21 protein-coding genes and 1 riboswitch are annotated in these 20,458 nt (G+C 72.9%); of the genes, 16 read left to right on the forward strand and 5 right to left on the reverse strand.

Going from position 1 to position 20,458, the window contains the following annotated elements; genetic code table 11:
* Window positions 1-140 precede the first annotated feature (140 nt).
* From ABWK59_RS19395 to otsB, 4 genes are all read left to right on the forward strand, one after another.
* Window positions 141-935 (forward strand): DeoR/GlpR family DNA-binding transcription regulator, encoded by a 795-nt coding sequence (locus ABWK59_RS19395; RefSeq protein WP_354641858.1) that lies wholly within the window; start codon window positions 141-143, stop codon window positions 933-935.
* Window positions 936-1,134: 199 nt separating this feature from the next.
* Window positions 1,135-2,406: an extracellular solute-binding protein gene (locus ABWK59_RS19400; RefSeq protein WP_354641859.1), complete on the forward strand. Its 1,272-nt coding sequence runs from the start codon at window positions 1,135-1,137 to the stop codon at window positions 2,404-2,406.
* 60 nt (window positions 2,407-2,466) lie between these two features.
* Window positions 2,467-2,703 carry a DUF3263 domain-containing protein gene (locus ABWK59_RS19405; protein ID WP_354641860.1) on the forward strand — a complete coding sequence of 79 codons (237 nt, stop codon included), beginning with the start codon at window positions 2,467-2,469 and terminating at the stop codon, window positions 2,701-2,703.
* A gap of 129 nt (window positions 2,704-2,832) precedes the next feature.
* A complete protein-coding gene (otsB, locus tag ABWK59_RS19410) occupies window positions 2,833-3,690 on the forward strand; it encodes a trehalose-phosphatase (RefSeq protein WP_354641861.1) in 858 nt (285 codons plus the stop codon).
* 36 nt (window positions 3,691-3,726) lie between these two features.
* Here the strand turns inward: otsB and ABWK59_RS19415 are convergent, their stop codons facing one another.
* Together ABWK59_RS19415 and ABWK59_RS19420 are read right to left on the reverse strand one after the other, a co-directional pair.
* A complete protein-coding gene (locus ABWK59_RS19415) occupies window positions 3,727-5,199 on the reverse strand; it encodes an alpha,alpha-trehalose-phosphate synthase (UDP-forming) (RefSeq protein ID WP_354641862.1) in 1,473 nt (490 codons plus the stop codon).
* 144 nt (window positions 5,200-5,343) lie between these two features.
* Complete coding sequence (locus ABWK59_RS19420) at window positions 5,344-6,384, reverse strand: glucosyl-3-phosphoglycerate synthase (protein WP_354641863.1); 1,041 nt, start codon at window positions 6,382-6,384, stop codon at window positions 5,344-5,346.
* Between the two features lie 135 nt (window positions 6,385-6,519).
* A riboswitch (SAM riboswitch) is annotated at window positions 6,520-6,648 on the forward strand.
* Between the two features lie 17 nt (window positions 6,649-6,665).
* Between ABWK59_RS19420 and thrC the strand changes: the two genes are divergently transcribed.
* The 7 genes from thrC to ABWK59_RS19455 all read left to right on the forward strand — a co-directional run bounded on the left by thrC (window position 6,666) and on the right by ABWK59_RS19455 (window position 12,375).
* Window positions 6,666-7,952, forward strand: coding sequence for a threonine synthase (gene thrC, locus ABWK59_RS19425; protein WP_354641864.1), 1,287 nt, complete (start codon window positions 6,666-6,668; stop codon window positions 7,950-7,952).
* A 32-nt stretch (window positions 7,953-7,984) separates the two neighbouring features.
* Window positions 7,985-8,263 carry a MoaD/ThiS family protein gene (locus ABWK59_RS19430; RefSeq protein WP_354641865.1) on the forward strand — a complete coding sequence of 93 codons (279 nt, stop codon included), beginning with the start codon at window positions 7,985-7,987 and terminating at the stop codon, window positions 8,261-8,263.
* A gap of 551 nt (window positions 8,264-8,814) precedes the next feature.
* Window positions 8,815-9,021 (forward strand): cold-shock protein, encoded by a 207-nt coding sequence (locus ABWK59_RS19435; protein ID WP_354641866.1) that lies wholly within the window; start codon window positions 8,815-8,817, stop codon window positions 9,019-9,021.
* Window positions 9,022-9,329: 308 nt separating this feature from the next.
* On the forward strand, window positions 9,330-10,952 hold the full coding sequence (gene groL, locus ABWK59_RS19440; protein ID WP_354641867.1) for a chaperonin GroEL: 1,623 nt from the start codon (window positions 9,330-9,332) through the stop codon (window positions 10,950-10,952).
* 187 nt (window positions 10,953-11,139) lie between these two features.
* A complete protein-coding gene (locus tag ABWK59_RS19445; protein WP_354645014.1) occupies window positions 11,140-11,733 on the forward strand; it encodes a Uma2 family endonuclease in 594 nt (197 codons plus the stop codon).
* 19 nt (window positions 11,734-11,752) lie between these two features.
* On the forward strand, window positions 11,753-12,109 hold the full coding sequence (locus ABWK59_RS19450; protein ID WP_354641868.1) for a hypothetical protein: 357 nt from the start codon (window positions 11,753-11,755) through the stop codon (window positions 12,107-12,109).
* Window positions 12,106-12,375, forward strand: coding sequence for a DUF4031 domain-containing protein (locus ABWK59_RS19455; RefSeq protein ID WP_354641869.1), 270 nt, complete (start codon window positions 12,106-12,108; stop codon window positions 12,373-12,375). The genes ABWK59_RS19450 and ABWK59_RS19455 overlap by 4 nt, the downstream gene beginning before the upstream one ends.
* 37 nt (window positions 12,376-12,412) lie before the next feature.
* Here ABWK59_RS19455 and ABWK59_RS19460 read toward each other — a convergent pair whose 3' ends face one another.
* Entirely contained in the window at window positions 12,413-13,042 is a 630-nt protein-coding gene (locus tag ABWK59_RS19460; RefSeq protein WP_354641870.1) for a hypothetical protein, read from the reverse strand.
* Between the two features lie 75 nt (window positions 13,043-13,117).
* Here ABWK59_RS19460 and ABWK59_RS19465 point away from each other — a divergent pair, with 75 nt between their 5' ends.
* Genes ABWK59_RS19465 through ABWK59_RS19480 form a run of 4 tightly spaced genes read left to right on the forward strand, consistent with a single transcriptional unit; the run spans window position 13,118 to window position 16,179 of the window.
* Window positions 13,118-13,501 (forward strand): PadR family transcriptional regulator, encoded by a 384-nt coding sequence (locus ABWK59_RS19465; RefSeq protein WP_354641871.1) that lies wholly within the window; start codon window positions 13,118-13,120, stop codon window positions 13,499-13,501.
* Entirely contained in the window at window positions 13,498-14,496 is a 999-nt protein-coding gene (locus ABWK59_RS19470) for a hypothetical protein (protein ID WP_354641872.1), read from the forward strand. Before ABWK59_RS19465 ends, ABWK59_RS19470 begins: the two co-directional genes overlap by 4 nt.
* Window positions 14,497-14,515: 19 nt before the next feature.
* Window positions 14,516-15,436: a hypothetical protein gene (locus ABWK59_RS19475; protein ID WP_354641873.1), complete on the forward strand. Its 921-nt coding sequence runs from the start codon at window positions 14,516-14,518 to the stop codon at window positions 15,434-15,436.
* Window positions 15,437-15,492: 56 nt separating this feature from the next.
* Window positions 15,493-16,179 (forward strand): copper homeostasis protein CutC, encoded by a 687-nt coding sequence (locus ABWK59_RS19480; protein ID WP_354641874.1) that lies wholly within the window; start codon window positions 15,493-15,495, stop codon window positions 16,177-16,179.
* A 74-nt stretch (window positions 16,180-16,253) separates the two neighbouring features.
* Here the strand turns inward: ABWK59_RS19480 and ABWK59_RS19485 are convergent, their stop codons facing one another.
* Entirely contained in the window at window positions 16,254-18,314 is a 2,061-nt protein-coding gene (locus ABWK59_RS19485) for a HelD family protein (protein ID WP_354641875.1), read from the reverse strand.
* 277 nt (window positions 18,315-18,591) lie between these two features.
* Between ABWK59_RS19485 and ABWK59_RS19490 the strand changes: the two genes are divergently transcribed.
* On the forward strand, window positions 18,592-18,747 hold the full coding sequence (locus ABWK59_RS19490) for a hypothetical protein (RefSeq protein WP_354641876.1): 156 nt from the start codon (window positions 18,592-18,594) through the stop codon (window positions 18,745-18,747).
* Between the two features lie 51 nt (window positions 18,748-18,798).
* On the opposite strand, the gene ABWK59_RS19495 is transcribed toward ABWK59_RS19490, so the two are convergent.
* Window positions 18,799-20,433: a DNA repair helicase XPB gene (locus ABWK59_RS19495; RefSeq protein WP_354641878.1), complete on the reverse strand. Its 1,635-nt coding sequence runs from the start codon at window positions 20,431-20,433 to the stop codon at window positions 18,799-18,801.
* Window positions 20,434-20,458 lie beyond the last annotated feature (25 nt).

Raw genomic sequence — 20,458 nt, forward strand, 5'->3', positions numbered from 1 at the left:
CCTTTTCGCGCATCATTGCGCAATGGTGCTGAGGCGTGGACCGCCCATCCGGCGCAGCGCGGGCCGACGGGAGTGTGCGAAGCTGGGCACCGCCCCGCGCATCCGTGCGGGGTTCTGCGCAATCCGGAGGGGCGGCCCGCGTGTCCAGGTACGAGCGGTGGAACTCACTGCTGGAACTGCTCGCCGAGCACGGCAAGTTGGAGGTCGAGGAGGCCGCCGACGCGCTCAACGTCTCCGCCGCCACCATCCGCCGGGACCTCGACCAGCTCGCCCGCCAGCAGATGGTCACCCGGACCCGAGGCGGCGCGGTCGCCCACAACGTCTCCTACGACCTTCCGCTGCGCTACAAGACCGCCCGCAACGCCGACGCCAAGCAGCGGATCGGCGCCGCGGTCGCCGCCCTGATCGCCCCCGGCGAGGTGGTCGGCCTCAACGGCGGCACCACCACCACCGAGGTGGCCCGTGCCCTGGCCGTCCGCCCCGACCTCGCCGACCGTCCCGAGGGCGGCCCCGGGCAGACCCTCACCGTGGTCACCAACGCCCTCAACATCGCCAACGAGCTGACCGTCCGCCCCCAGGTCAAGATCGTCGTCACCGGCGGGGTCGCCCGCCCGCAGTCCTACGAGCTGATCGGCCCGCTGGCCGGCCTGGTGCTCTCCGAACTCACCCTGGACATCACCGTCCTGGGCGTGGACGCGATCGACGTCGAGCACGGCGCCACCGCCCACCACGAGGGCGAGGCCAGCGTCAACCGGCTGCTCGCCGAGCGGGCCCGCCGGGTGGTCGTCGCCGCCGACTCCTCCAAGCTCGGCCACCGCGCCTTCGCCCGGATCTGCGCGCTGGAGCAGGTCGACACCCTGGTCACCGACTCCGCCGTCGCCCCCGACCTGGCCGCCGCCTTCACCGAGGCCGGCGTGGAACTGCTCACCGCCTGATCCACGACCGCCGGGGAGGCCCGCGGGGCAGGCCGTCCGTTCGGTTGGTGAAACCTGAACTTCCTTGCCGTGGAGGCGCGTTGCGCGCTCTGCAGCGCGCACCGTCACTTCGGTAACCAAATCCGGTACAGGTCTGGACCACCCCGTCCACCTGCTGTCAGGGTGGCCGCCGCTCTCCCTTTCGAAGGCGGTAACCCACGTGAACAGATCGGCTGCGCCGGCCGCTTCCCTCGCGCTCTGCCTGCTGCTGGGCGGCTGCGGCGCCCTCCCCGGCCTCGGCGCGGGAGAGGTGACGCTCCGGCTGGTCGCCGCCGACTACGGCGACAACGAGACCACCAGCACCCGGCACTACTGGGACGACCTGCTCCGCCGCTTCGAGCAGACCGACCCCGGCTTCAAGGTCGAGGTGGAGGTGGTCAGTTGGAACGACATCGACAAGCGGGTCGCCGACCTGGTCGCCGGGGGCAGGGTGCCCGACATGGTGCAGACCGGTGGCTACGCCGACCAGGTCGCCGCCGACCGGCTCTACCCGGCCGGCGACGTGCTGTCGATCGACACCCAGGCCAACATCATCGACGCCTTCTCCAAGGCCGGCCAGGTGCTCGGCAGCCAGTACGGCATCCCCTTCGTCGCCTCCACCCGGGTGTTCGTCTACAACAAGGCGATCTTCCAGAAGGCGGGTATCACCGCACCCCCGGCCACCTGGGACGAACTCCGCCGGGACGCCGAACTGATCAAGGCCAAGGTGCCCGGGGTCGTCCCGTACGCGCTGCCGCTCGGGCCCGAGGAGGCCCAGGGCGAATCCATGATCTGGGCCATGAGCGGCGGCGGGAGCCTGGCCGACAACGCCGGCAACTACACCATCGACAGCCCCCAGAACCGGGCCACCTTCGGCTGGCTGCGGACCAACCTGGTGCAGCGCCAACTCACCTACGCCGAGCCGGGAACGGTGGACCGCAAGACCGCCTTCGCCGACTTCGCGGCGGGCAAGACGGCCATGCTCAACGGCCACCCGGGCCTGGTCCAGCGGGCGATCGAGGCGAAGGTCGACTACGGGACGGCGGCCATCCCGCGGAAGGACGCCTCCGTCCGGCCCGGCACCCTCGGCGTGGCCGACTGGATGATGGCCTTCAAGGCCAACGGCCACAAGACGGAGATCAAGAAGTTCCTCAACTTCGTCTACAGCAAGGAGAACACGCTCACCTTCGACGAGCGGTACAACCTCCTCCCGGTCACCCTCGACACCAAGGCCGAGATGACCGGCGCCGGCAACCACAAGGACCTCACCGAGTTCCTCAACGCCCTCCCCAACGCCAACTTCTACCCGCTGGGGGACCCCTCCTGGGACAAGGTCAGCGGCATGGTCAAGCAGCGGATCGGGGCGGCGGTGAAGAAGGACGGCGACCAGGTGCTCGCCGACCTGCAGAGCGCGGCCGCGGCCGAGGCGGGGAAGGCCCGGGGACGGGGTTAGCCTGGCCCGGTCGGCGCGGAGGCGCTGGCGGAGCGGTGACGCGGACGGGAGGCGGGTGCGGTGGCTGAGCCGGGACGGCTGGACGAGCGGGAGCTGGCGGTGCTCGCGCTGGAGGGCCGGCAGTGGCGGACGGCGGGGGCCAAGGAACGGGCCATCCGGGAGGAACTGGGGATCTCCAGCACGCGGTACTACCAGGTGCTGAACGGGTTGCTGGACCGGGAGGAGGCGCTGGCGCAGGCGCCGGTGCTGGTGAACCGGCTGCGGAGGCTCCGCGAGGAGAAGCGGGCGGCCCGCTGAGGGGCTGGTGTGAGTGGGTCACCCCCACGCGCCCCCGAAGGGCTGAGGGCTGACGCCGGCGGTTGAGCATGACCCTGGGGTTGCCCGACTGCGTGTGGTGTCGGGGTGTGGGTGGGTACGGTCGGGGTTATGGGTGTTGAGGTGATCGTGCCGGGAACGGCGGCTGGGCGGGAGGGGCTGGCCGGGGTGCTGGCGGCTCCGGGTGAGGCCGTGGTGGGGCTGGACTTCGACGGGACGCTGGCGCAGATCGTGGCGGATCCGGACCGGGCGCGTGCCCACCCGGACGTGGTCCCCGCCCTTTCCGCGCTCGCGCCGCTGGTGGGTGCCGTGGTCGTGGTGACCGGCCGCCCGGCGGCGGTGGCGGTGGAGTACGGCGGCTTCGCCGGGGTCCCGGGGCTGGAGCACCTGACCGTGCTCGGCCACTACGGCGCCGAGCGGTGGGAGGCCCGGACGGGCGAGGTGACGGCCCCCGAGGTGCATCCGGGGGTGGCGCTGGTCCGGGCGGAGCTGCCCGAGGTGCTGGAGCGGGCCGGGGCGCCCGAGGGGACGTGGACCGAGGACAAGGGCCGGGCCGTGGTCGTGCACACGCGCCGCACCTCCGACCCGGACGGCAGCCTGGAACGGCTGCGCGGCCCGCTGGTGGAGCTGGCCGCCCGGCACGGGCTGATGGTGGAGCCGGGCCGGATGGTGCTGGAGCTGCGTCCGCCCGGGGTGGACAAGGGCGCGGCGCTGACCGGGTTCCTGGCCGAGCGCGGGGCGCGGGGCGTGGTCTACGCCGGGGACGACCTCGGCGATCTGGCTGCGTACGCCGCGGTGGAGGAGCGCCGCGCCGAGGGGCTGCCCGGGGTGCTGGTCTACAGCGGGCCGGTGACCGGCGAGCCGCCGCTGCGCGAACTCGCCGACCGGGCGGACCTGGTGGTCCGGGGCCCGGCCGGCGTGGTGGAGGTGCTCGGCGCCCTCGCGGAGCGGATCCGCGAGGGCCGGTGATCCTCGGACCGGTCGGACCGGCCCGAGGATCAGCCGTCAGCCACGCAGGGCGTTGAGCTGGTCGAGGAACCACTGCTGCGGCGGCAGCGCCGTCGCCGCCGCGGCCAGCCGCTTGGTGCGGTCGGTGCGTTCGGCGGGCGGCATGGTGAGCGCCCGGTGCAGGGCCTCGGCGGTGGCGATGACGTCGTACGGGTTGACCGTGATCGCGTCCTCGGCCAGCTCCTCGAAGGCGCCCGCCTCGCGGGAGAGCACCAGGGCGCAGCCGTTGTCGGAGACCACCGGGATCTCCTTGGCGACCAGGTTCATGCCGTCCCGGATCGGGTTCACCAGGGCGACGTCGGCCAGCCGGTAGGCGGCCAGTGACCGTGGGAAGTCGTCGTTGACGTGCAGGATCAGCGGCTGCCACTCGGGCGTGCCGAACTCGTCGTTGATCTCGTGGGCGATCCGCTGCACGGCGGCGGTGTACTCGCGGTACTCGGGCAGGTCGTGTCGGGAGGGGTAGGCGAAGGCGATGTGCACCACCCGGCCCTGCCACTCGGGCCGGGACCGCAGAAGGTGCCGGTAGGCGAGCAGCCCGCGGACGATGTTCTTGCTCAGCTCGGTGCGGTCGACCCGGACGACGGTCCGGCGGTCGCCGACGGCCTCGCGGAGGGCGGCCAGTCGGGCGTCCACGTCGGGCCGGTGGGAGCGTTCGCGCAGGAAGTCGGCGTCGGCGCCCAGCCCGTGCACCCCGAGCCGGGTGGTCCGGCCGGCGTGGGTGACGGTGAGGCCGTCGCGGTCCACGGTGGCGCCGAGCAGTGCCGCGCAGCAGTCGGCGAAGGCGAGCGCCCAGCGGCGGGTGAGGAAGCCGGCCCGGTCCGCGCCGAGGATGCCGGTGAGCACGGCCTCGGCCACGTCGTCGGGCAGCATCCGGTAGTACTCGGGCGGGGCCCAGGGGGTGTGCGAGAAGTGGCCGATCCGCAGGTCGGGTCGGAGGCCGCGGAGCAGGGCGGGGACCAGGGACAGGTGGTAGTCCTGCACGAGCACGGCGGCGCCCGGGGCGGCCTCGGCGGCGAGGGCCTCGGCGAAGGCGGTGTTGTAGGCGGTGTAGGACTCCCACTCGCGGCGGAAGCGGTCGTCGAAGACGGGCGTGACCGGGATGTCGTACAGCAGGTGGTGGACGAACCACAGGGTGGAGTTGGCGACGCCGTTGTACGCGCGGGTGAAGGTCCCCGGTTCGATGTCCAGCATACGGACGGCCTGTCCGCCGACGTCGAACCCGGCGAGGTCCAGCCGGCCGTCGGGGGCCTGCCGGACGGCCTGCCGGTCGGCCTCGCCGAGCGCGGCGCAGACCCAGACCGCGGACGGGTCGTCGATCGCGGAGAGGCCGGAGACCAGGCCGCCACCGCCTCTGCGCAGGGTCAGGGATCCGTCGTCCTCACTGCTGAAGGACACCGGACCGCGGTTGGAGGCGACCAGGATCGGTGCGGCGCCGGGCGGATTCGAACGGTCGGACGCGAGATCGGCCATGGTTCCAACCTTGCCGGGTGCCGGGGGGTGCAAACCAGCAGGCGCACCACGACGGTCCCCCGGGCAACCCGTACGGGGCGCGACACGCCGGCGGAGGGTCCCGGTTCCGGGGGTCGGTTCCGGTGGCCCGGCGACCGCCGGCCGTCACCGCCGGGCCAGGTACTCCGGCACGGTCGCCATCGGCGGGCGCTCGGTGGCACCGACCCGGTGGGTGTGGGCGGTGAACTCGCGGCTGGTCGCGTCCCGGCTGAACTGGGTGAGCAGCGGGTGCACCAGGTCCGCCGAGGCCTTGAGCCGGTGGGTGCGGTCGAGCCGTTCCAGGGCCGTCCGGTAGATGGTGGCGGCCATCCGCCCGAGGGCCTGGCCGTCCTGGTGGCGGTGGTGCCGGACCCCCACGTCCACCTGCGCCAGCGCGTCCAGGCCGACCGCGTCCAGCGCGTCCACCAGCAGCCCGAGCTCCACCCCGTACCCGGTCGGGAACGGCAGTCGCTCCAGCAGCGAGCGGCGCGCCGCGTACTCGCCGCCGAGCGGCTGGACGAACCCGGCCAGTTGCGGCCAGTGCAGGTTGAGCAGCGGGCGCGCCACCAGCTCGGTCACCCGCCCGCCGCCGGCCGGCACCACGGCGCCGTCGGTCTCCAGCGGCCGGTCGTACATCGCCTTGACCAGCTGGATCCCGGGATCGGTGAGCAGCGGGCCGACGATCCCGGAGACGAAGGCGGGGTCGAACTCCCGCAGGTCGGCGTCGATGAAGCAGACGATCGCCCCGGAGGTGACCAGCAGCGACCGCCACAGCACCTCGCCCTTGCCCGGCTCGGCGGCCAGCCGCGGGAGTATCCCGTCCCGGTGCACCACCCGGGCGCCGGCCCGGGCGGCGGTCTCGGCGGTCCGGTCCATCGAGCCGGAGTCCACCACCACCAGCTCGTCCACCAGCGGCAGACGCTCCATCAACTCGACCCGGATCGCGGTGACGATCTCGCCGACCGTCGGCTCCTCGTCCAGCGCCGGCAGCACCACGCTGACCGTCCCCGCCGGGCCGGCCGCGCGCTTGGCGGCCAGCAGCGACTCGACCGGGCGGTCGGTCGCCGACCAGGAGCGGCGGCGGAGCCAGGACGCCACCTCCGGGAGAACCTCAGGGGTGACCGCAGCGTCAGGCTCGGCGGGCAAGATCTCGCTCCCTCGTCGCATCTGTCTCGGGTGTCGGACGGTATGGGGCCACGGTTCGGGCCTTCGGATACAGTCTTCGTACTGCGGTCAGACGTTCGCACGTCGGGGTAGGTCGCAGGGAACCGGCGGCTTTCCGGGCCGCCGACAACTTCACAGAGCTCATCCAGAGGGACTGAGGGAACGGCCCGTCGACGTCCCGGCAACCCTCCCGCGCGGCCGCAGGCCCGCCCGGGACAGGTGCCAATTCCGGCCTGTGGCGCGCCCGCGCCGCGGGGAAGATGAGGAGAGAGGCCTCCGCCACCATGGCTACCGCTACCCCTGTACCCGCTGACCCGACGGTCGACCTCGGCCCCGCTGCCCGGCTGTCCTGTCGCGAGTGCGGCACCACCTTCCCGCTCGGTCCCAGCTTCGCCTGCCTGGAGTGCTTCGGCCCGCTGGAGGTCGCGTACGACTACAGCGGCTACGACACCGAGGACCTGCGCAAGCGGATCGAGAACGGTCCGGCCAGCATCTGGCGGTACGCCCCGCTGCTGCCCGTCCCCGCCGACGTGGCCGGCAAGCCCAACCTGAACCCCGGCTGGACCCCGCTGGTCAAGGCCGACAACCTGGGCCGCGAGCTGGGCTTCACCGCGCAGCTGCACATCAAGGACGACTCGGGCAACCCCACCCACTCCTTCAAGGACCGCGTGGTCGCCTGCGCCATCGAGGCCGCCCGCGCCTTCGACTTCACCACCCTCTCCTGCTCCTCCACCGGCAACCTGGCCGGCGCGGTGGGCGCCGCCGCCGCCCGGGCCGGCTTCAAGTCCTGCGTGTTCATCCCGCACGACCTGGAGCAGGGCAAGGTCGTCATGGCCGGCGTCTACGGCGGCGAGCTGGTCGGCATCGACGGCACCTACGACGACGTGAACCGCTTCTGCTCCGAGCTGATCGGCGACGCGGCCGGCGAGGGCTGGGGCTTCGTCAACGTCAACCTCCGCCCGTACTACGGCGAGGGCTCCAAGACCCTGGCGTACGAGATCTGCGAGCAGCTGGGCTGGCGCCTGCCGGAGCAGATCGTCATCCCGATCGCCTCGGGCTCCCAGCTCACCAAGATCGACAAGGGCCTGCAGGAGCTGATCAAGCTCGGCCTGGTCGAGGACCGCCCGTACCGGATCTTCGGCGCCCAGGCGGCCGGCTGCTCCCCGGTCTCCGCCGCCTTCAAGGCCGGCCACGACGTGATCCGCCCGGTCAAGCCGGACACCATCGCCAAGTCGCTGGCCATCGGCAACCCGGCCGACGGCCCGTACGTGCTGGACATCGCCCGCCGCACCGGCGGCGCCGTCGAGGACGTCACCGACGCCGAGGTGGTGGACGCGATCAAGCTGCTGGCCCGCACCGAGGGCATCTTCGCCGAGACCGCGGGCGGGGTCACCGTCGGCGTCCTCAGGAAGCTGGTCGCCACCGGGCAGCTCGACCCGGCCAAGGAGACCGTGGCGATCAACACCGGCGACGGCCTGAAGACCCTGGACGCGGTCGCCGACGCCGGGATGACCGCCGTCATCCGGCCCACCCTGGACGCCTTCCGCGCCGCCGGACTCGCCACCTCCTGACCCCCCACCCCCTCTCCCCGAGGAGCACCCACATGAGCGCCACCGTCCGCATCCCGACCATCCTGCGCACCTACACCGGCGGCGCCGCCGAGGTCACCGCCGAGGGCGCCACCCTGGCCGCCGTCATCGCGGACCTGGAGGCCAACCACACCGGTATCTCCGCCCGCATCCTCGACGACACCGGCAAGCTGCGCCGTTTCGTCAACGTCTACGTCAACGACGACGACGTGCGGTTCGCGGAGGGCCTGGAGACCGAGATCAAGGACGGCTCCTCGGTCTCGATCATCCCCGCCGTGGCCGGCGGCTGCTGACCTGCGGACAGATCGTCCGCACCACCCCGGGAACCACCCGGGAACGACTCCGGGAACCGTCCCGGGAAGTACCCAGAGAGCCGTCGTCGGGCCGGATCGAAGAATTCCGGACCCGGCGGCGGCTCTCGCCATGACCAGCGGAAATTCGCGCACTCAAGAGGGAGTAGAGTGCCACGCGAAGGCCCGGGCGGGCCCGCCGACGAGGTTCCGGCGGCCGATCGCTCGCGGCCGGTCCATCCGCCGAGACGAGCGGTGGACGGTGCACGCTCGATCCTGTCAGGCCGCCGTCAGAATTCTTCCGGCGATTTGCGGACATTCGCCCCTTCTGTCCCGCGTCAATTGTGCGGCTGTGCGGCTTTCTGCCCGTCATATCCCCTCTTGGTCCATAGGATTTCCCGAAATTTGGGCCTGTTGCACAGGGCGTCTGTCCGGATACATTCAGCCGCGACAAGGCTGCGCCTATGGGGGGGTTCCCCGGGCCGGCCTCACAGACCTTGGACCCGCGGCGTGCGGGTCCGTGAAGGGCCAGCACAGCACAAGGGGAGTTCGGAATGGCTCAGGGCACCGTCAAGTGGTTCAACGCCGAGAAGGGCTACGGCTTCATCGCGGTCGACGGTGGTGCGGACGTCTTCGTCCACTACAGCGCGATCCAGATGGACGGCTACCGCACCCTGGAGGAGGGGCAGCGGGTCGAGTTCGAGATCTCGCAGGGGCAGAAGGGCCCGCAGGCGGACATGGTTCGCGCCGCCTCGGCCTGACGGCTCCGAGGAGCGCGGGATCGTCGGACCCGGCGACCTCCAGACACGGGCGGCAGGCCCGTACGGCTCGTCCGTACGGGCCTGCCGCCATGTCCGGACGAGGTCGGTGCGCCACGGCGATCGGGCTTGCACTCGCCACCTGAGAGTGCTAATCATTGGCGTTAGCACTCTCAGCTTGAGAGTGATAAGCGGACCGGGTCGGTGAGGCTCCGGGAGCGGCAGGGGAAGGGACCCCCGCTCTTCAGGGCCGTCCGTCGCGGGCACCTCTTGGTCCGAGCAGTCGACCGTGTCCCGGAGGACCACTTCACATGGCCAAGATCATCGCCTTTGATGAGGAAGCTCGCCGCGGCCTCGAGCGTGGCATGAACCAGCTCGCCGACGCGGTGAAGGTCACGCTCGGCCCCAAGGGTCGCAACGTCGTCCTGGAGAAGAAGTGGGGCGCCCCCACGATCACCAACGACGGTGTCTCCATCGCCAAGGAGATCGAGCTCGAGGACCCCTACGAGAAGATCGGCGCGGAGCTCGTCAAGGAGGTCGCCAAGAAGACCGACGACGTCGCGGGTGACGGCACCACCACCGCCACCGTGCTCGCCCAGGCGCTCGTCCGCGAGGGTCTGCGCAACGTCGCCGCCGGCGCCAACCCGATGGCCCTGAAGCGCGGCATCGAGAAGGCCGTCGCCGCCGTCTCCGACCAGCTGCTGGCGCAGGCCAAGGACGTGGAGACCAAGGAGCAGATCGCCTCCACCGCCTCCATCTCCGCCGCCGACACCCAGATCGGCGAGCTGATCGCCGAGGCCATGGACAAGGTCGGCAAGGAAGGCGTCATCACCGTCGAGGAGAGCAACACCTTCGGCCTGGAGCTCGAGCTCACCGAGGGCATGCGCTTCGACAAGGGCTACATCTCCGCCTACTTCGCCACCGACCTGGAGCGGATGGAGGCGACCTTCGAGGACCCGTACATCCTCATCGCCAACTCCAAGATCTCCTCGGTCAAGGACCTCCTCCCGCTGCTGGAGAAGGTCATGCAGAGCGGCAAGCCGCTCGTCATCATCGCCGAGGACGTCGAGGGCGAGGCCCTGTCGACCCTGGTCGTGAACAAGATCCGCGGCACCTTCAAGTCCGTCGCCGTCAAGGCCCCGGGCTTCGGCGACCGCCGCAAGGCCATGCTCGGCGACATCGCCATCCTCACCGGCGGCACGGTCATCTCCGAGGAGGTCGGCCTCAAGCTGGAGAACGCGGGCCTCGACCTGCTGGGCACCGCCCGCAAGGTGGTCATCACCAAGGACGAGACCACCATCGTCGACGGTGGCGGCGACAGCGAGCAGGTCGCCGGTCGCGTGAACCAGATCCGCGCCGAGATCGAGAACAGCGACTCGGACTACGACCGCGAGAAGCTCCAGGAGCGCCTCGCCAAGCTGGCCGGCGGCGTGGCCGTCATCAAGGCCGGCGCGGCCACCGAGGTGGAGCTCAAGGAGCGCAAGCACCGCATCGAGGACGCCGTCCGCAACGCCAAGGCCGCCGTCGAGGAGGGCATCGTCGCCGGTGGTGGCGTCGCCCTGCTGCAGGCCGGTGTCGCGTTCGACAAGCTGGAGCTGGACGGCGACGAGGCCACCGGTGCCAACATCGTCCGCGTGGCGCTGGAGGCCCCGATCAAGCAGATCGCGACCAACGCCGGCCTCGAGGGCGGCGTCGTGGTGGAGAAGGTGCGCAACCTTCCCGCCGGTCACGGCCTGAACGCCGCCAGCAACGAGTACGTCGACCTCATCGCCGCGGGCATCATCGACCCGGCCAAGGTCACCCGCTCCGCGCTGCAGAACGCCGCCTCCATCGCGGCGCTCTTCCTCACCACCGAGGCCGTCATCGCCGACAAGCCGGAGAAGGCCGCCGCGGCCGCCGGCGGCGGCATGCCGGGCGGTGACATGGACTTCTGATCCTCCCGAGGATCGGCAGCTCCGCACGTTCCGCGAGGGCGGTCTCCCCACCAGGGGAGGCCGCCCTCGCGGCGTTCTCGCCCGCGTCACCCCTCCGTGGGACGCTGAGCCCATGAACGGTGCCGGCACGTCGGAGCGTGACTACGGTGAGGGCGAGCGGCGTCGTGCGGAAGAGGGGAGGACGGCAATGACCGCGATGACGGTGGAGTCGGGTCGGCAATGGTCCTACCTGCTGGCCACCTGGCGTGAGCTGGATGTCCCGGAGGGATGGCGTGCCGAGATCGAGGGAGGGCAGATCGTCCTGGTGCCACCGCCCGGCAAGGGCCACAACCTGATCGCCGGTGAGGTGCACGACGCGTTGCTGCGCTGCCTGCCGCGAGAGATCGGCGTGTACCAATCGCTCGGCACCGAGACCGCGCGCCTGGAAAAGGTCTACGTCCCCGATCTCGTGGTGCTGGACAAGGACGCCCTGGAGGCGCCGCGGAGCGAGGACGCCCTCCCGATCGATGCCGCGGACATCCTGCTGGCGGTGGAGATCACCTCAGCCGGCGACGCGCGCCACGACCGGACGAAAAAGCTCTGGTCATACGCCCACGCGCCCGTACCGCTCTACCTCCTGATCGACCGGTTCGACGAGCACGGCCCGACCGTGACGCTGTTCTCCGAGCCGGTCAACGGCGCGTACCAGCAGGCCGTGCGGCGCCCGTTCGGCAAGCCGGTCGCGCTGCCGGAGCCGTTCGACACCGTGCTGCTCACGGACGGCTTCCCCGGGCCCGAGTGAGCTGCGGGAGAATGGGCGGATGGCCAGTCCTGAGATCGAATCCGCCCTGCACGGCGCGCGTGCGCTGATCCTCGCCGACCTGACCGCCCGGGACGTGGCGGACGCGGCGGTGGTGTCGCTGGTGGAGGACGCGGTGACGCACCGGCGGTGGTGGCTGGAGCAGTGGCCGGACGGCGTGGAGTTCGTGCTGGGGCTGGTCGCCCAGGACGTGCAGGACGCGCTGCTGGAGGCGTACGGGCGCTGGCCGCTGTGCGCCGACTGCGCAGCCGAGGACGACCCGCACGCGCTGAGCGTGGAGCCGGAGCTCGGCCCCGACCCGCACTGGGTGTGCGGCAAGCGCGGTGTGGTGGTGGCCCCGGTCGGGGAGCTGGCGTGATCCTCATCGACCCGCCGACCTGGCCCGGCCACGGGAAGTACTGGTCGCACCTGGTGAGCGACCACTCGCTGGAGGAACTGCACGCGTTCGCGGCGCGGCTGGGCGCGCCCGCGAAGGGCTTCGAACGGGACCACTACGACATCCCGGCGGCCTGGTACGAGAAGGCCGTCGCGCTCGGCGCGGAGCCGGTGGCCAGCCGGGAGCTGGTGGCCCGGCTGACGGCGGCCGGGCTGCGGCGCCGCAAGAGCGCCCACCCGGCGCCGTGAACCCCGAGGCCGTGGCGGGTCGCCCCCGGCGGGCGGATCAGCCGGTCAGGGTCCCGAGTTCGGCGGCCAGGTTGGCCCGGGCCGCCGCGTCGAAGCGTTCGCGGGCCGCCGGGGTGCGGTAGAGCGCGGGCAGCTCCAGCAGGGCCCGGAGGATCGCCGCCCGGCCCTCCCGGAAGGCCTCCTCGGGGACGAAGGCGTACTCCTCGCGGACCGCGGCGGTGTACGCCGCGTAGCTCTCGGGCGTGCCGCCGAGCACCGCCAGGTCGGCGTCGCAGAGCACCTCGCCGTTGCGGTCCCCGGGCTCCGGCGCGTGGGTGACGGTGAGTCGGACCAGCCGGGCGACCTCCGCCACCAGCGGCTCGGGGAGTCCGGCCTCGCGCAGCGCGCGGACGGCCAGGTGGGCGCTGCGCTCCTCGTTCTCCGAGCGGTCCGGGCGGTAGACCGCGTCGTGGAACCAGGCGGCCAGCCGGACCGCGTCCGCGTCCTCGGCCTGTCCGGCCAGCGCGTCGACGTGGTCGAGCACCGCCCGCAGGTGCTCGGTGGTGTGGTACCGGCGCTGGGGCTCGGCCCACCGGTCGAGCAGGTCCGTCCCGTACGGCACCGGGTCGACGGTGGCGCCGCAGCGCGACAGCAGGGCGTTCCAACGGTCCAGCAGCGAAGAGGTCATGACGTCCATTCTGCTCCCCGGCAAGTTTCGGGAATCGCCGGACGGCATATGTCGGTGGACTGTATATGTAGACGCATGACAGAACGCACGATGCAGGAGCCGACCCTGCTCCTGCTCACCGCACTGGCCGACGCCCCTCGGCACGGCTACGCGCTGATCCAGGAGATCGCCGCGATCTCCGGCGGTCGGGTCCGGATGCGCACCGGCACCCTCTACGGCGCCCTCGACCGCCTGCTCCAGCAGGGCCTGATCCGGGTCGACAGCGAGGAGGTGGTCGACGGCCGGGCCCGCCGCACCTACGCGCTCGGCGACAGCGGCCGCGAGGTGCTCGGCGCCGAGGCCGAGCGGATGCGCGTGCTGGCCGCCGAGACCGAGCGCCGGCTCGCCGCCGGCGGCCGGACTTCCCGCGGCACCTCCCGCGGCTTCGCCGGCCCCAAGGCCCGCGGGGCGTTCGCATGACCGGCCGCGCCCTGCGGGCGGTCCTGCGGCTCTACCCGGCCGCCTACCGCCGGGCCGGCGGGGAGGAGATCGCCGGGGTGTACGAGGCGGCCACCGCCGGGGCCGGGTGGGTCACCCGGCTGGTCGAGCTGGCCGGGATCGCCGGGTACGGGCTGCGGATGCGCTGCGGGCTGACCTTCGGCGGGCTGCACGGCCGGCTGCTGGCCGTGGCCGCGCCGTTCGCCGCGGGTGCCGTCCTCGGCGGTTCGGCCCTCTCGTCGCTGCTCTACTGGTACGCGAACCGGGAGTTCCTGCCGGGGGCGGTCACGCCCGAGCTGGTGCTGGCCCACCTCGCCGCGCTGCTCGCGCTGCCGGCGGCGGCCGCGGTGCTGCTGGGCCGGTGGTCGACGGCGCGCCTTCTCACCCCGACCGTCATGGTGGTCTCGCTGATGGGCCGACTGAGTTGGAGGTGGTGGGCCTACGGCACCGTCGACCCGCACAGCCTGGCCACCGAAGTCCTGGTCCTCGGCCTGCCGTCGGTGCTCTGGTGCCTGATGCTGCTCGCCGCTCCCCGTGACGTGCTCGGCGGGTCGGCCCCGGGCCGCGCGGCCGGTCTGCTGGCGGGGATCGTGCTCGGTGGGGTGGGGCTGCAGCAGTTGATGCTCACGTCACGGTTGCCGGGTGCGCGGTTCACTGGTCCGATGATGGAGGCGGCGGCCTGGTTCGGGCTGGCCATGCTGGTGGCGGCACTGCCGGCGCTCCGCCGCGGGGTGCTCTTCCCGGCCGCGGTCGTGCTGGCCGGCGCCCCGATGGTGCTGCTCCCGGCCTACGCCCTCCTGGTCAGGGAGACCGGCGGCGAATGGACCGGCCCTGGGGCGATGGCCGCCCTGGTCGTGCTGGTGCTCGCCGCCCTGGCTGCCGGGCGTGTCCTCGGCCTGGTGAAGTGGCCGGGCCCGGTCCGGGTTCCGGCCCCGGGGCGGTACGGGCGACCGGGGGGATGCGGGGATGACGACTGAAGGAACAGGGGAGGAAGCGATGGGAGACCGGATGCTCAGGGCCGCGCTGCGGTGCTACCCGGCCGGCTACCGGCGGGAGCGGGCCGACGAGATCGCCGAGGTCTATGCCGGCACCACCGCCGGGGCCGGGCGGGTCGCCCGGCTGTGGGAGCTCGCCGGGATCGCCGGGTACGGGCTGCGGGTCCGCACCGGCCTCACCTCGGCCGGGACGCCCGGCCGGCTGCTGGCCGAGGCCGCGCCGATGGTGCTGGCCGTGGTCCTCGGACTGGTGCTGCCGTATCTGATCGGCCTCGGGCTCCATCCGCGCCTGACCGTCCGGCGGTTCAGCCCGGCCTCGCTGCCGTTCCTCCTCTCCCTCGGGTCGGTGGTGCCGGCTGCGGTGGCGGCCCTGGCCGGGCGCTGGACGGTGGCACGGGCCCTGGCCGTGGTGGCCGGCGCCGGCTGGGTGGCGGTGGTCGTCCACGACGCCTGGTGGATCCTCAGCAGGCCCCGGATATACGACGGTTCGCTCCTGATCGACATCGCCCTGGAGCTGTTCCCGGTGCTGTGGGCCGTCCTGCTGGTCGCGGCCCCGCCGGACCTGCTCGGACGGGTGGCCTGGCGCCGCCTCGGCGTGGCCGCGCTGCTGACCGGCGCGGTGGCCGTCCTGCAGTGGACCGGAGGCCTCTACCTGATCAGCCCCGAGGGGGCGGCCCTCGCCGCCGTGGTGGCCGCGCTGGCCCTGCTGCCCGCCGTGTACGGCCGGCTGCTGCCCGCCGCGATCTCGCTCGCCGCGCTCCCGCCCCTGCTGACGGCGAGCGTCTGGTACCTCCATCTCTGGCTGCCGGGCCTGCGGCTGCTGGCCCTGGTCCTGGTGGCCGCGCTGGCCGCGTCGGTGGTGGCCGTCCGGCTGGCGCTGTACCTCCGCCGCAGGCCCACGGTGCCGCCGGCGGCGGGCTGACCGTCCGGCGGGAGGGGGCTCGCCGGGCGGACGGGCGATGTGGCAAGGTAAGCGATATGTCTAGACCACTGCTCGAAGTCATCGCGCTGACCACGCAGGACGCCCAGGCCGCCCAGGCCGGTGGCGCCGACCGGCTCGAACTGGTCACGGACATGGCCGCCGACGGCCTGACCCCCTCCCTGCCGGACTTCGCCGCCATCCGCGCCGCCGTCCGCCTCCCGCTCCGCGTCATGCTGCGGATCCGGGACGGCTTCACCCCCGGCGACCTGGACGCCCTACTGGAGCGGACCGCGCGGCTGCGCGCCGAGGGCGCCGAGGAGTTCGTGTTCGGCTTCCTCGGCGCCGACGGGCGGGTCGACCTCGCCGCCACCACCGCGCTCGCCGAGGCGGTGGCCGGCTGCTGCTGGACCTTCCACCGGGCCGTGGACCACAGCGCCGACCGCGCCGAACTCCGCGCCGCCGTCGCCGACCTGCCCGGACTGGACACCTTCCTCACCTCGGGCTCCGCCGCCGGGGTCGAGGCCGGACGGGAGGTGCTGGCCGGCGAACTCGCCAAGGCCGGCGACCCCGGCTACCGGCAGCGGATCCTCGTCGGCGGCGGCCTGCGGGCCGAGCACGTGCCCGGCCTGAAGGCCGCCGGCTTCGACGCCTTCCACATCGGCGGCGCCGTCCGCGAGGGCGGCTGGTCCGGCGCGGTGGACGCCGCCCGGGTCGCCGAGTGGCGCACCCTGCTCGACACCTGACGGACCGCCGGCCCCGGCACCCGCCGGCCCAGGCGCCCGCCCGGTCGGCGCCGCCCGCCGAGGGCGGGCGGTCGCTACACCCCGGCCAGCTGCTCCGGCAGCGGCTCGGCGTGCAGGACCGCCAGCCCCGACACCGCCCGGGTGAGCGCCACGTACAGCCGGCGCAGGCCGGTCCGCTCGTCCGGCTCGCCCGCGACCACCGCGGCCGGCTCGTCCAGCACCACGTAGTCGTACTCCAGACCCTTGGCCAGCGAGGCCGGCACCAGGGTCAGCCGCGCCTGGGCGGTGGTCTCGTCGCCGGGCGCGAGGAACGGCAGCCCGGCCGCCGTCAGCGCCTCGGCGAGCAGCGGCAGCCGGGCGTCGGCCGCGATCAGGCCGGTGGAACCCTCCCGGTCCAGCGCCCGGCGGCAGGCCGCCACCACGGCCTCCACCAGCTCCGACCCCTCCGCCACCGGCGTCACCGTCAGCGAACCCGGCGCCTCGCGCACCGAACTCGCCGGAGCCAGCCCCGGCGCGATCGCGGGCAGCAGCCGCGAGGCGTACACGATCACCTCCTCGGGCACCCGGAAGCCCTGGGTCAGCTCCTCCACATGGGCCGCGGACTTGCCGAGGTGGTGCAGCGCCTCGTCCCAACTCGCCGTCGCCCACGGCGTGGTGCCCTGGGCGAGGTCCCCGAGCACGGTGGCCGAGCCGGTGGTGCACCGCCGGCCGACCGCCCGGTACTGCATCGGGGAGAGGTCCTGCGCCTCGTCCACCACCACGTGCCCCAGCGAGACCGTCCGCTGCACCAGGTCGGTGGCCTCGTCCACCAGGACGGCGTCCGCCTCCGTCCAGGGCGCGGTCCGCGGCGAACGCGCGGGCCTCGGCCAGAGCACGGCCCGCTGCTCCTCCTCGTCCAGCACGCCCTCGGCGCACGCTGCCAGGAACTCCGGGTCGGAGAGCAGCCGGTGCACCAGCTTGACCGGGTCCACCGGCGGCCAGCACTCCTTGACCACGGCCTTCACCGCGGCGTTCCGGGCCACCGCGTCCTGCACCCGGTCGTCGGGCGCCTCGCCGCCGTGCTCCATCTTCACCAGCACGGCGTGCGCGATCCGCTGCGGCAGCGCCTCCCCGGCCGCGCCGTAGCGGATCTCCCGGCTCTTCAACTCCTCGATGATCTCGGTGAGTTCGTACGCCGGGACGCGCCAGCGGCGGGAGCCGCGGACGACCACGCAGGGCTCGGTGGGCAGGCTGATACCGGAGCGGACGGCCCGCCGCAGCACCTCGGCCATCCGGGCGTCGCCCTTGAGCGTGGCCGACCTGGCCGAGTCGGTGCCGCGCACCTCGACGTGGCCGACCAGCTCCTGGACGGTGGACTGGGCGACGTCCACCTCGCCCAGCGCGGGCAGCACCTGCTCGATGTACTGCAGGAAGGAACGGTTCGGGCCGATCACCAGGGTGCCGGTGCGGGCCAGCCGCTCCCGGTGGGCGTACAGCAGGTAGGCGACCCGGTGCAGGCCGACCGCGGTCTTCCCGGTGCCGGGGGCGCCCTGGACGCAGACCGTGCCGGTGACGTCGGCGCGGACGATCTCGTCCTGCTCGGGCTGGATGGTGGCCACGATGTCGCGCATCGGACCGACGCGGGGCTTCTCGATCTCGGCCGCGAGCAGGGCCGACCGGGTGTCGGTCTCGGCCGGGTCGGACAGGTTCTCGTCCTCGTACGCGGTCAACTCGCCGCCGGTGTAGCCGAACCGGCGGCGCTTCTCGACGTCCAGCGGGTCCTTGCGGCTGGCCCGGTAGAACGGCTGGGAGACCGGGGCGCGCCAGTCGATGACCATCGGGTCGCCGTCGGCGTCGTGCACGTGCCGGCGGCCGATGTAGAACCGCTCGCCGCTGCCGCCCTCGGCCAGCTCCTCGCTGATCGCGTGCAGGTAGTCGAGGCGGCCGAAGAACAGCGGGGTGTGGGCGAGGTCGGCCAGCGCGGCGATGCGCTGCTCGATCTGGTTGCGCAGGACCTGGGCCGAGACCCAGGTACCGGTGACGTCGCTCAGGTCGAGCGCCTCGACGTCCTCGCGCATCGCCCGCAGCGCGGCCCGGGAGGCGGCCAGGTGGTCGCGCTCGCGCTGGAGCGGATCGGTGGAAGTGGGGGACTGCACAGCGAACCTTCCCGGCCGCCCGGCATCAGGGGCGGCGGACTCGGCGTAGCTCACGGAGAAGGACACCGCCCGGTTGCCGACCGGCCGGTACCTCCCACGGCTGCCGACGACGGGCACCACGGTTCGGGAGGGGGCAGACCGGAGATGATAGACCGGCGTCGCTCCGCGGACCAATCATTTCCGTAGGGGTGCCGTACGCCGGAAGGACGACCCGGCCCCCGCGGACCGCACACCGTGGGCTGATGTGTCCGGGCCGCCGGAAACCTACGGTGGAACCATGAGCACCGCACACATCAGCCACGACACCAGCGGCAGCACCGCTGCCCACGCCCGCCACCACAACCCGCTCGCGGTGGCCGTCCGCAATCTCGGGATCCTCCTCGACACCGCCGTCCGGGTGCTCTTCCTCGGCCGGGACGGCGTCCGCTACTGACTCGCCCCCACGGGCCCGCCGCGCGCCGCCGCCCCGGCCGGAAGCCCCGGCTCAGATGTCGTCGGCGTCGATGATCCGGTACGCGTAGCCCTGCTCGGCCAGGAACCGCTGCCGGTGGGCCGCGAAGTCCTGGTCGACGGTGTCCCGGGCGACCACTGAGTAGAAGTGCGCTGCGTGGCCGTCCGCCTTCGGGCGGAGCACCCGGCCGAGCCGCTGCGCCTCCTCCTGCCGGGAGCCGAAGGTGCCCGAGACCTGGATGGCCACCGTGGCCTCCGGCAGGTCGATCGAGAAGTTGGCCACCTTGGAGACCACCAGCACGCTGATCTCCTTGGCCCGGAACGCGTCGAACAGCTTCTCCCGCTGGGCGTTGCTGGTCTCGCCCTTGATCACCGGGGCGTTCAGCGCCTCGCCCAGCTCGTCCAGCTGGTCGATGTACTGCCCGATGACCAGCGTCTGGTCGCCCTGGTGCTTCTTCACCAGCGCCTCCACCACCCGCCGCTTGGTCGCCGTGGTGGAGCAGTAGCGGTACTTCTCCTCCGGCTCGGCCGTGGCGTACGTCAGCCGCTCCGACTCGCTCAGGGTCACCCGCACCTCGCAGCAGTCCGCCGGCGCGATGTAGCCCTGCGCCTCGATCTCCTTCCAGGGCGCGTCGAAGCGCTTCGGGCCGATCAGCGAGAACACGTCGCCCTCGCGGCCGTCCTCGCGCACCAGGGTGGCGGTCAGGCCGAGCCGCCGCCGGGCCTGCAGGTCGGCGGTGAACTTGAACACCGGGGCCGGCAGCAGGTGCACCTCGTCGTAGACCACCAGGCCCCAGTTGCGGGCGTCGAACAGCTCCAGGTGCGGGTAGACGCCCTTCCGCTTGGTCGTCATCACCTGGTACGTGGCGATGGTGACCGGGCGGATCTCCTTGCGGGTGCCGCTGTACTCGCCGATCTCGTCCTCGGTCAGCGAGGTCCGCTTCACCAGCTCGTGCTTCCACTGGCGGGCCGAGACGGTGTTGGTGACCAGGATCAGCGTGGTCGACTTGGCCTCCGCCATCGCCGCCGCGCCCACCAGCGTCTTCCCGGCGCCGCAGGGCAGCACCACCACGCCGCTGCCGCCGTGCCAGAAGCCCTCCACGGCCTGGGCCTGGTACGGGCGCAGCTTCCAGCCGTCCTCCTCCAGGTGGATCGGGTGCGCCTCGCCGTCCACGTAGCCGGCGTGGTCCTCGGCCGGCCAGCCCAGCTTCAGCAGCACCTGCTTGATCTGGCCGCGCTCGGAGGGGTGCACGACCACGGTGTCCGCGTCGACCCGCGCGCCGACCAGCGGGACGATCCGCTTCGAGCGCAGCACCTCCTCCAGCACCGGGCGGTCGGTGGTGCTGAGCACCAGGCCGTGCACCGGGTGCTTCTGCAGCTGGAGCCGGCCGTACCGGGCCATGGTGTCGGCGACGTCGACCAGCAGTGCGTGCGGGACCGGGTACCGGGAGTGGGTGACCAGCGCGTCCACGACCTGCTCGGCGTCGTGCCCGGCGGCCCGGGCGTTCCACAGGCCGAGCGGGGTGACCCGGTAGGTGTGGATGTGCTCGGGCGCCCGCTCCAGCTCGGCGAAGGGGGCGATCGCGCGGCGGCACTCGGCGGCCTTCGGGTGGTCGATCTCCAGCAGGAGCGTCTTGTCGCTCTGGACGATGAGCGGTCCGTCGTTCACGCGGGGAGCCCTCCGTAGGTCGGTC

This window comes from Kitasatospora sp. HUAS MG31 (assembly GCF_040571325.1).
Classification (GTDB): Bacteria; Actinomycetota; Actinomycetes; order Streptomycetales; family Streptomycetaceae; genus Kitasatospora; species Kitasatospora camelliae.

Coding starts and splice junctions, on each gene's coding strand:
- ABWK59_RS19420 (WP_354641863.1), bottom strand. CDS start 6,384: ATGCGACGAGGGAGCGAGATCTTGCCCGCCGAGCCTGACGCTGCGGTC.
- ABWK59_RS19480 (WP_354641874.1), top strand. CDS start 15,493: ATGTCTAGACCACTGCTCGAAGTCATCGCGCTGACCACGCAGGACGCC.
- groL (WP_354641867.1), top strand. CDS start 9,330: ATGGCCAAGATCATCGCCTTTGATGAGGAAGCTCGCCGCGGCCTCGAG.
- ABWK59_RS19465 (WP_354641871.1), top strand. CDS start 13,118: ATGACAGAACGCACGATGCAGGAGCCGACCCTGCTCCTGCTCACCGCA.
- ABWK59_RS19460 (WP_354641870.1), bottom strand. CDS start 13,042: ATGACCTCTTCGCTGCTGGACCGTTGGAACGCCCTGCTGTCGCGCTGC.
- ABWK59_RS19430 (WP_354641865.1), top strand. CDS start 7,985: ATGAGCGCCACCGTCCGCATCCCGACCATCCTGCGCACCTACACCGGC.
- otsB (WP_354641861.1), top strand. CDS start 2,833: ATGGGTGTTGAGGTGATCGTGCCGGGAACGGCGGCTGGGCGGGAGGGG.
- ABWK59_RS19490 (WP_354641876.1), top strand. CDS start 18,592: ATGAGCACCGCACACATCAGCCACGACACCAGCGGCAGCACCGCTGCC.
- ABWK59_RS19450 (WP_354641868.1), top strand. CDS start 11,753: ATGGCCAGTCCTGAGATCGAATCCGCCCTGCACGGCGCGCGTGCGCTG.
- ABWK59_RS19445 (WP_354645014.1), top strand. CDS start 11,140: ATGACCGCGATGACGGTGGAGTCGGGTCGGCAATGGTCCTACCTGCTG.
- thrC (WP_354641864.1), top strand. CDS start 6,666: ATGGCTACCGCTACCCCTGTACCCGCTGACCCGACGGTCGACCTCGGC.
- ABWK59_RS19435 (WP_354641866.1), top strand. CDS start 8,815: ATGGCTCAGGGCACCGTCAAGTGGTTCAACGCCGAGAAGGGCTACGGC.
- ABWK59_RS19415 (WP_354641862.1), bottom strand. CDS start 5,199: ATGGCCGATCTCGCGTCCGACCGTTCGAATCCGCCCGGCGCCGCACCG.
- ABWK59_RS19470 (WP_354641872.1), top strand. CDS start 13,498: ATGACCGGCCGCGCCCTGCGGGCGGTCCTGCGGCTCTACCCGGCCGCC.
- ABWK59_RS19475 (WP_354641873.1), top strand. CDS start 14,516: ATGGGAGACCGGATGCTCAGGGCCGCGCTGCGGTGCTACCCGGCCGGC.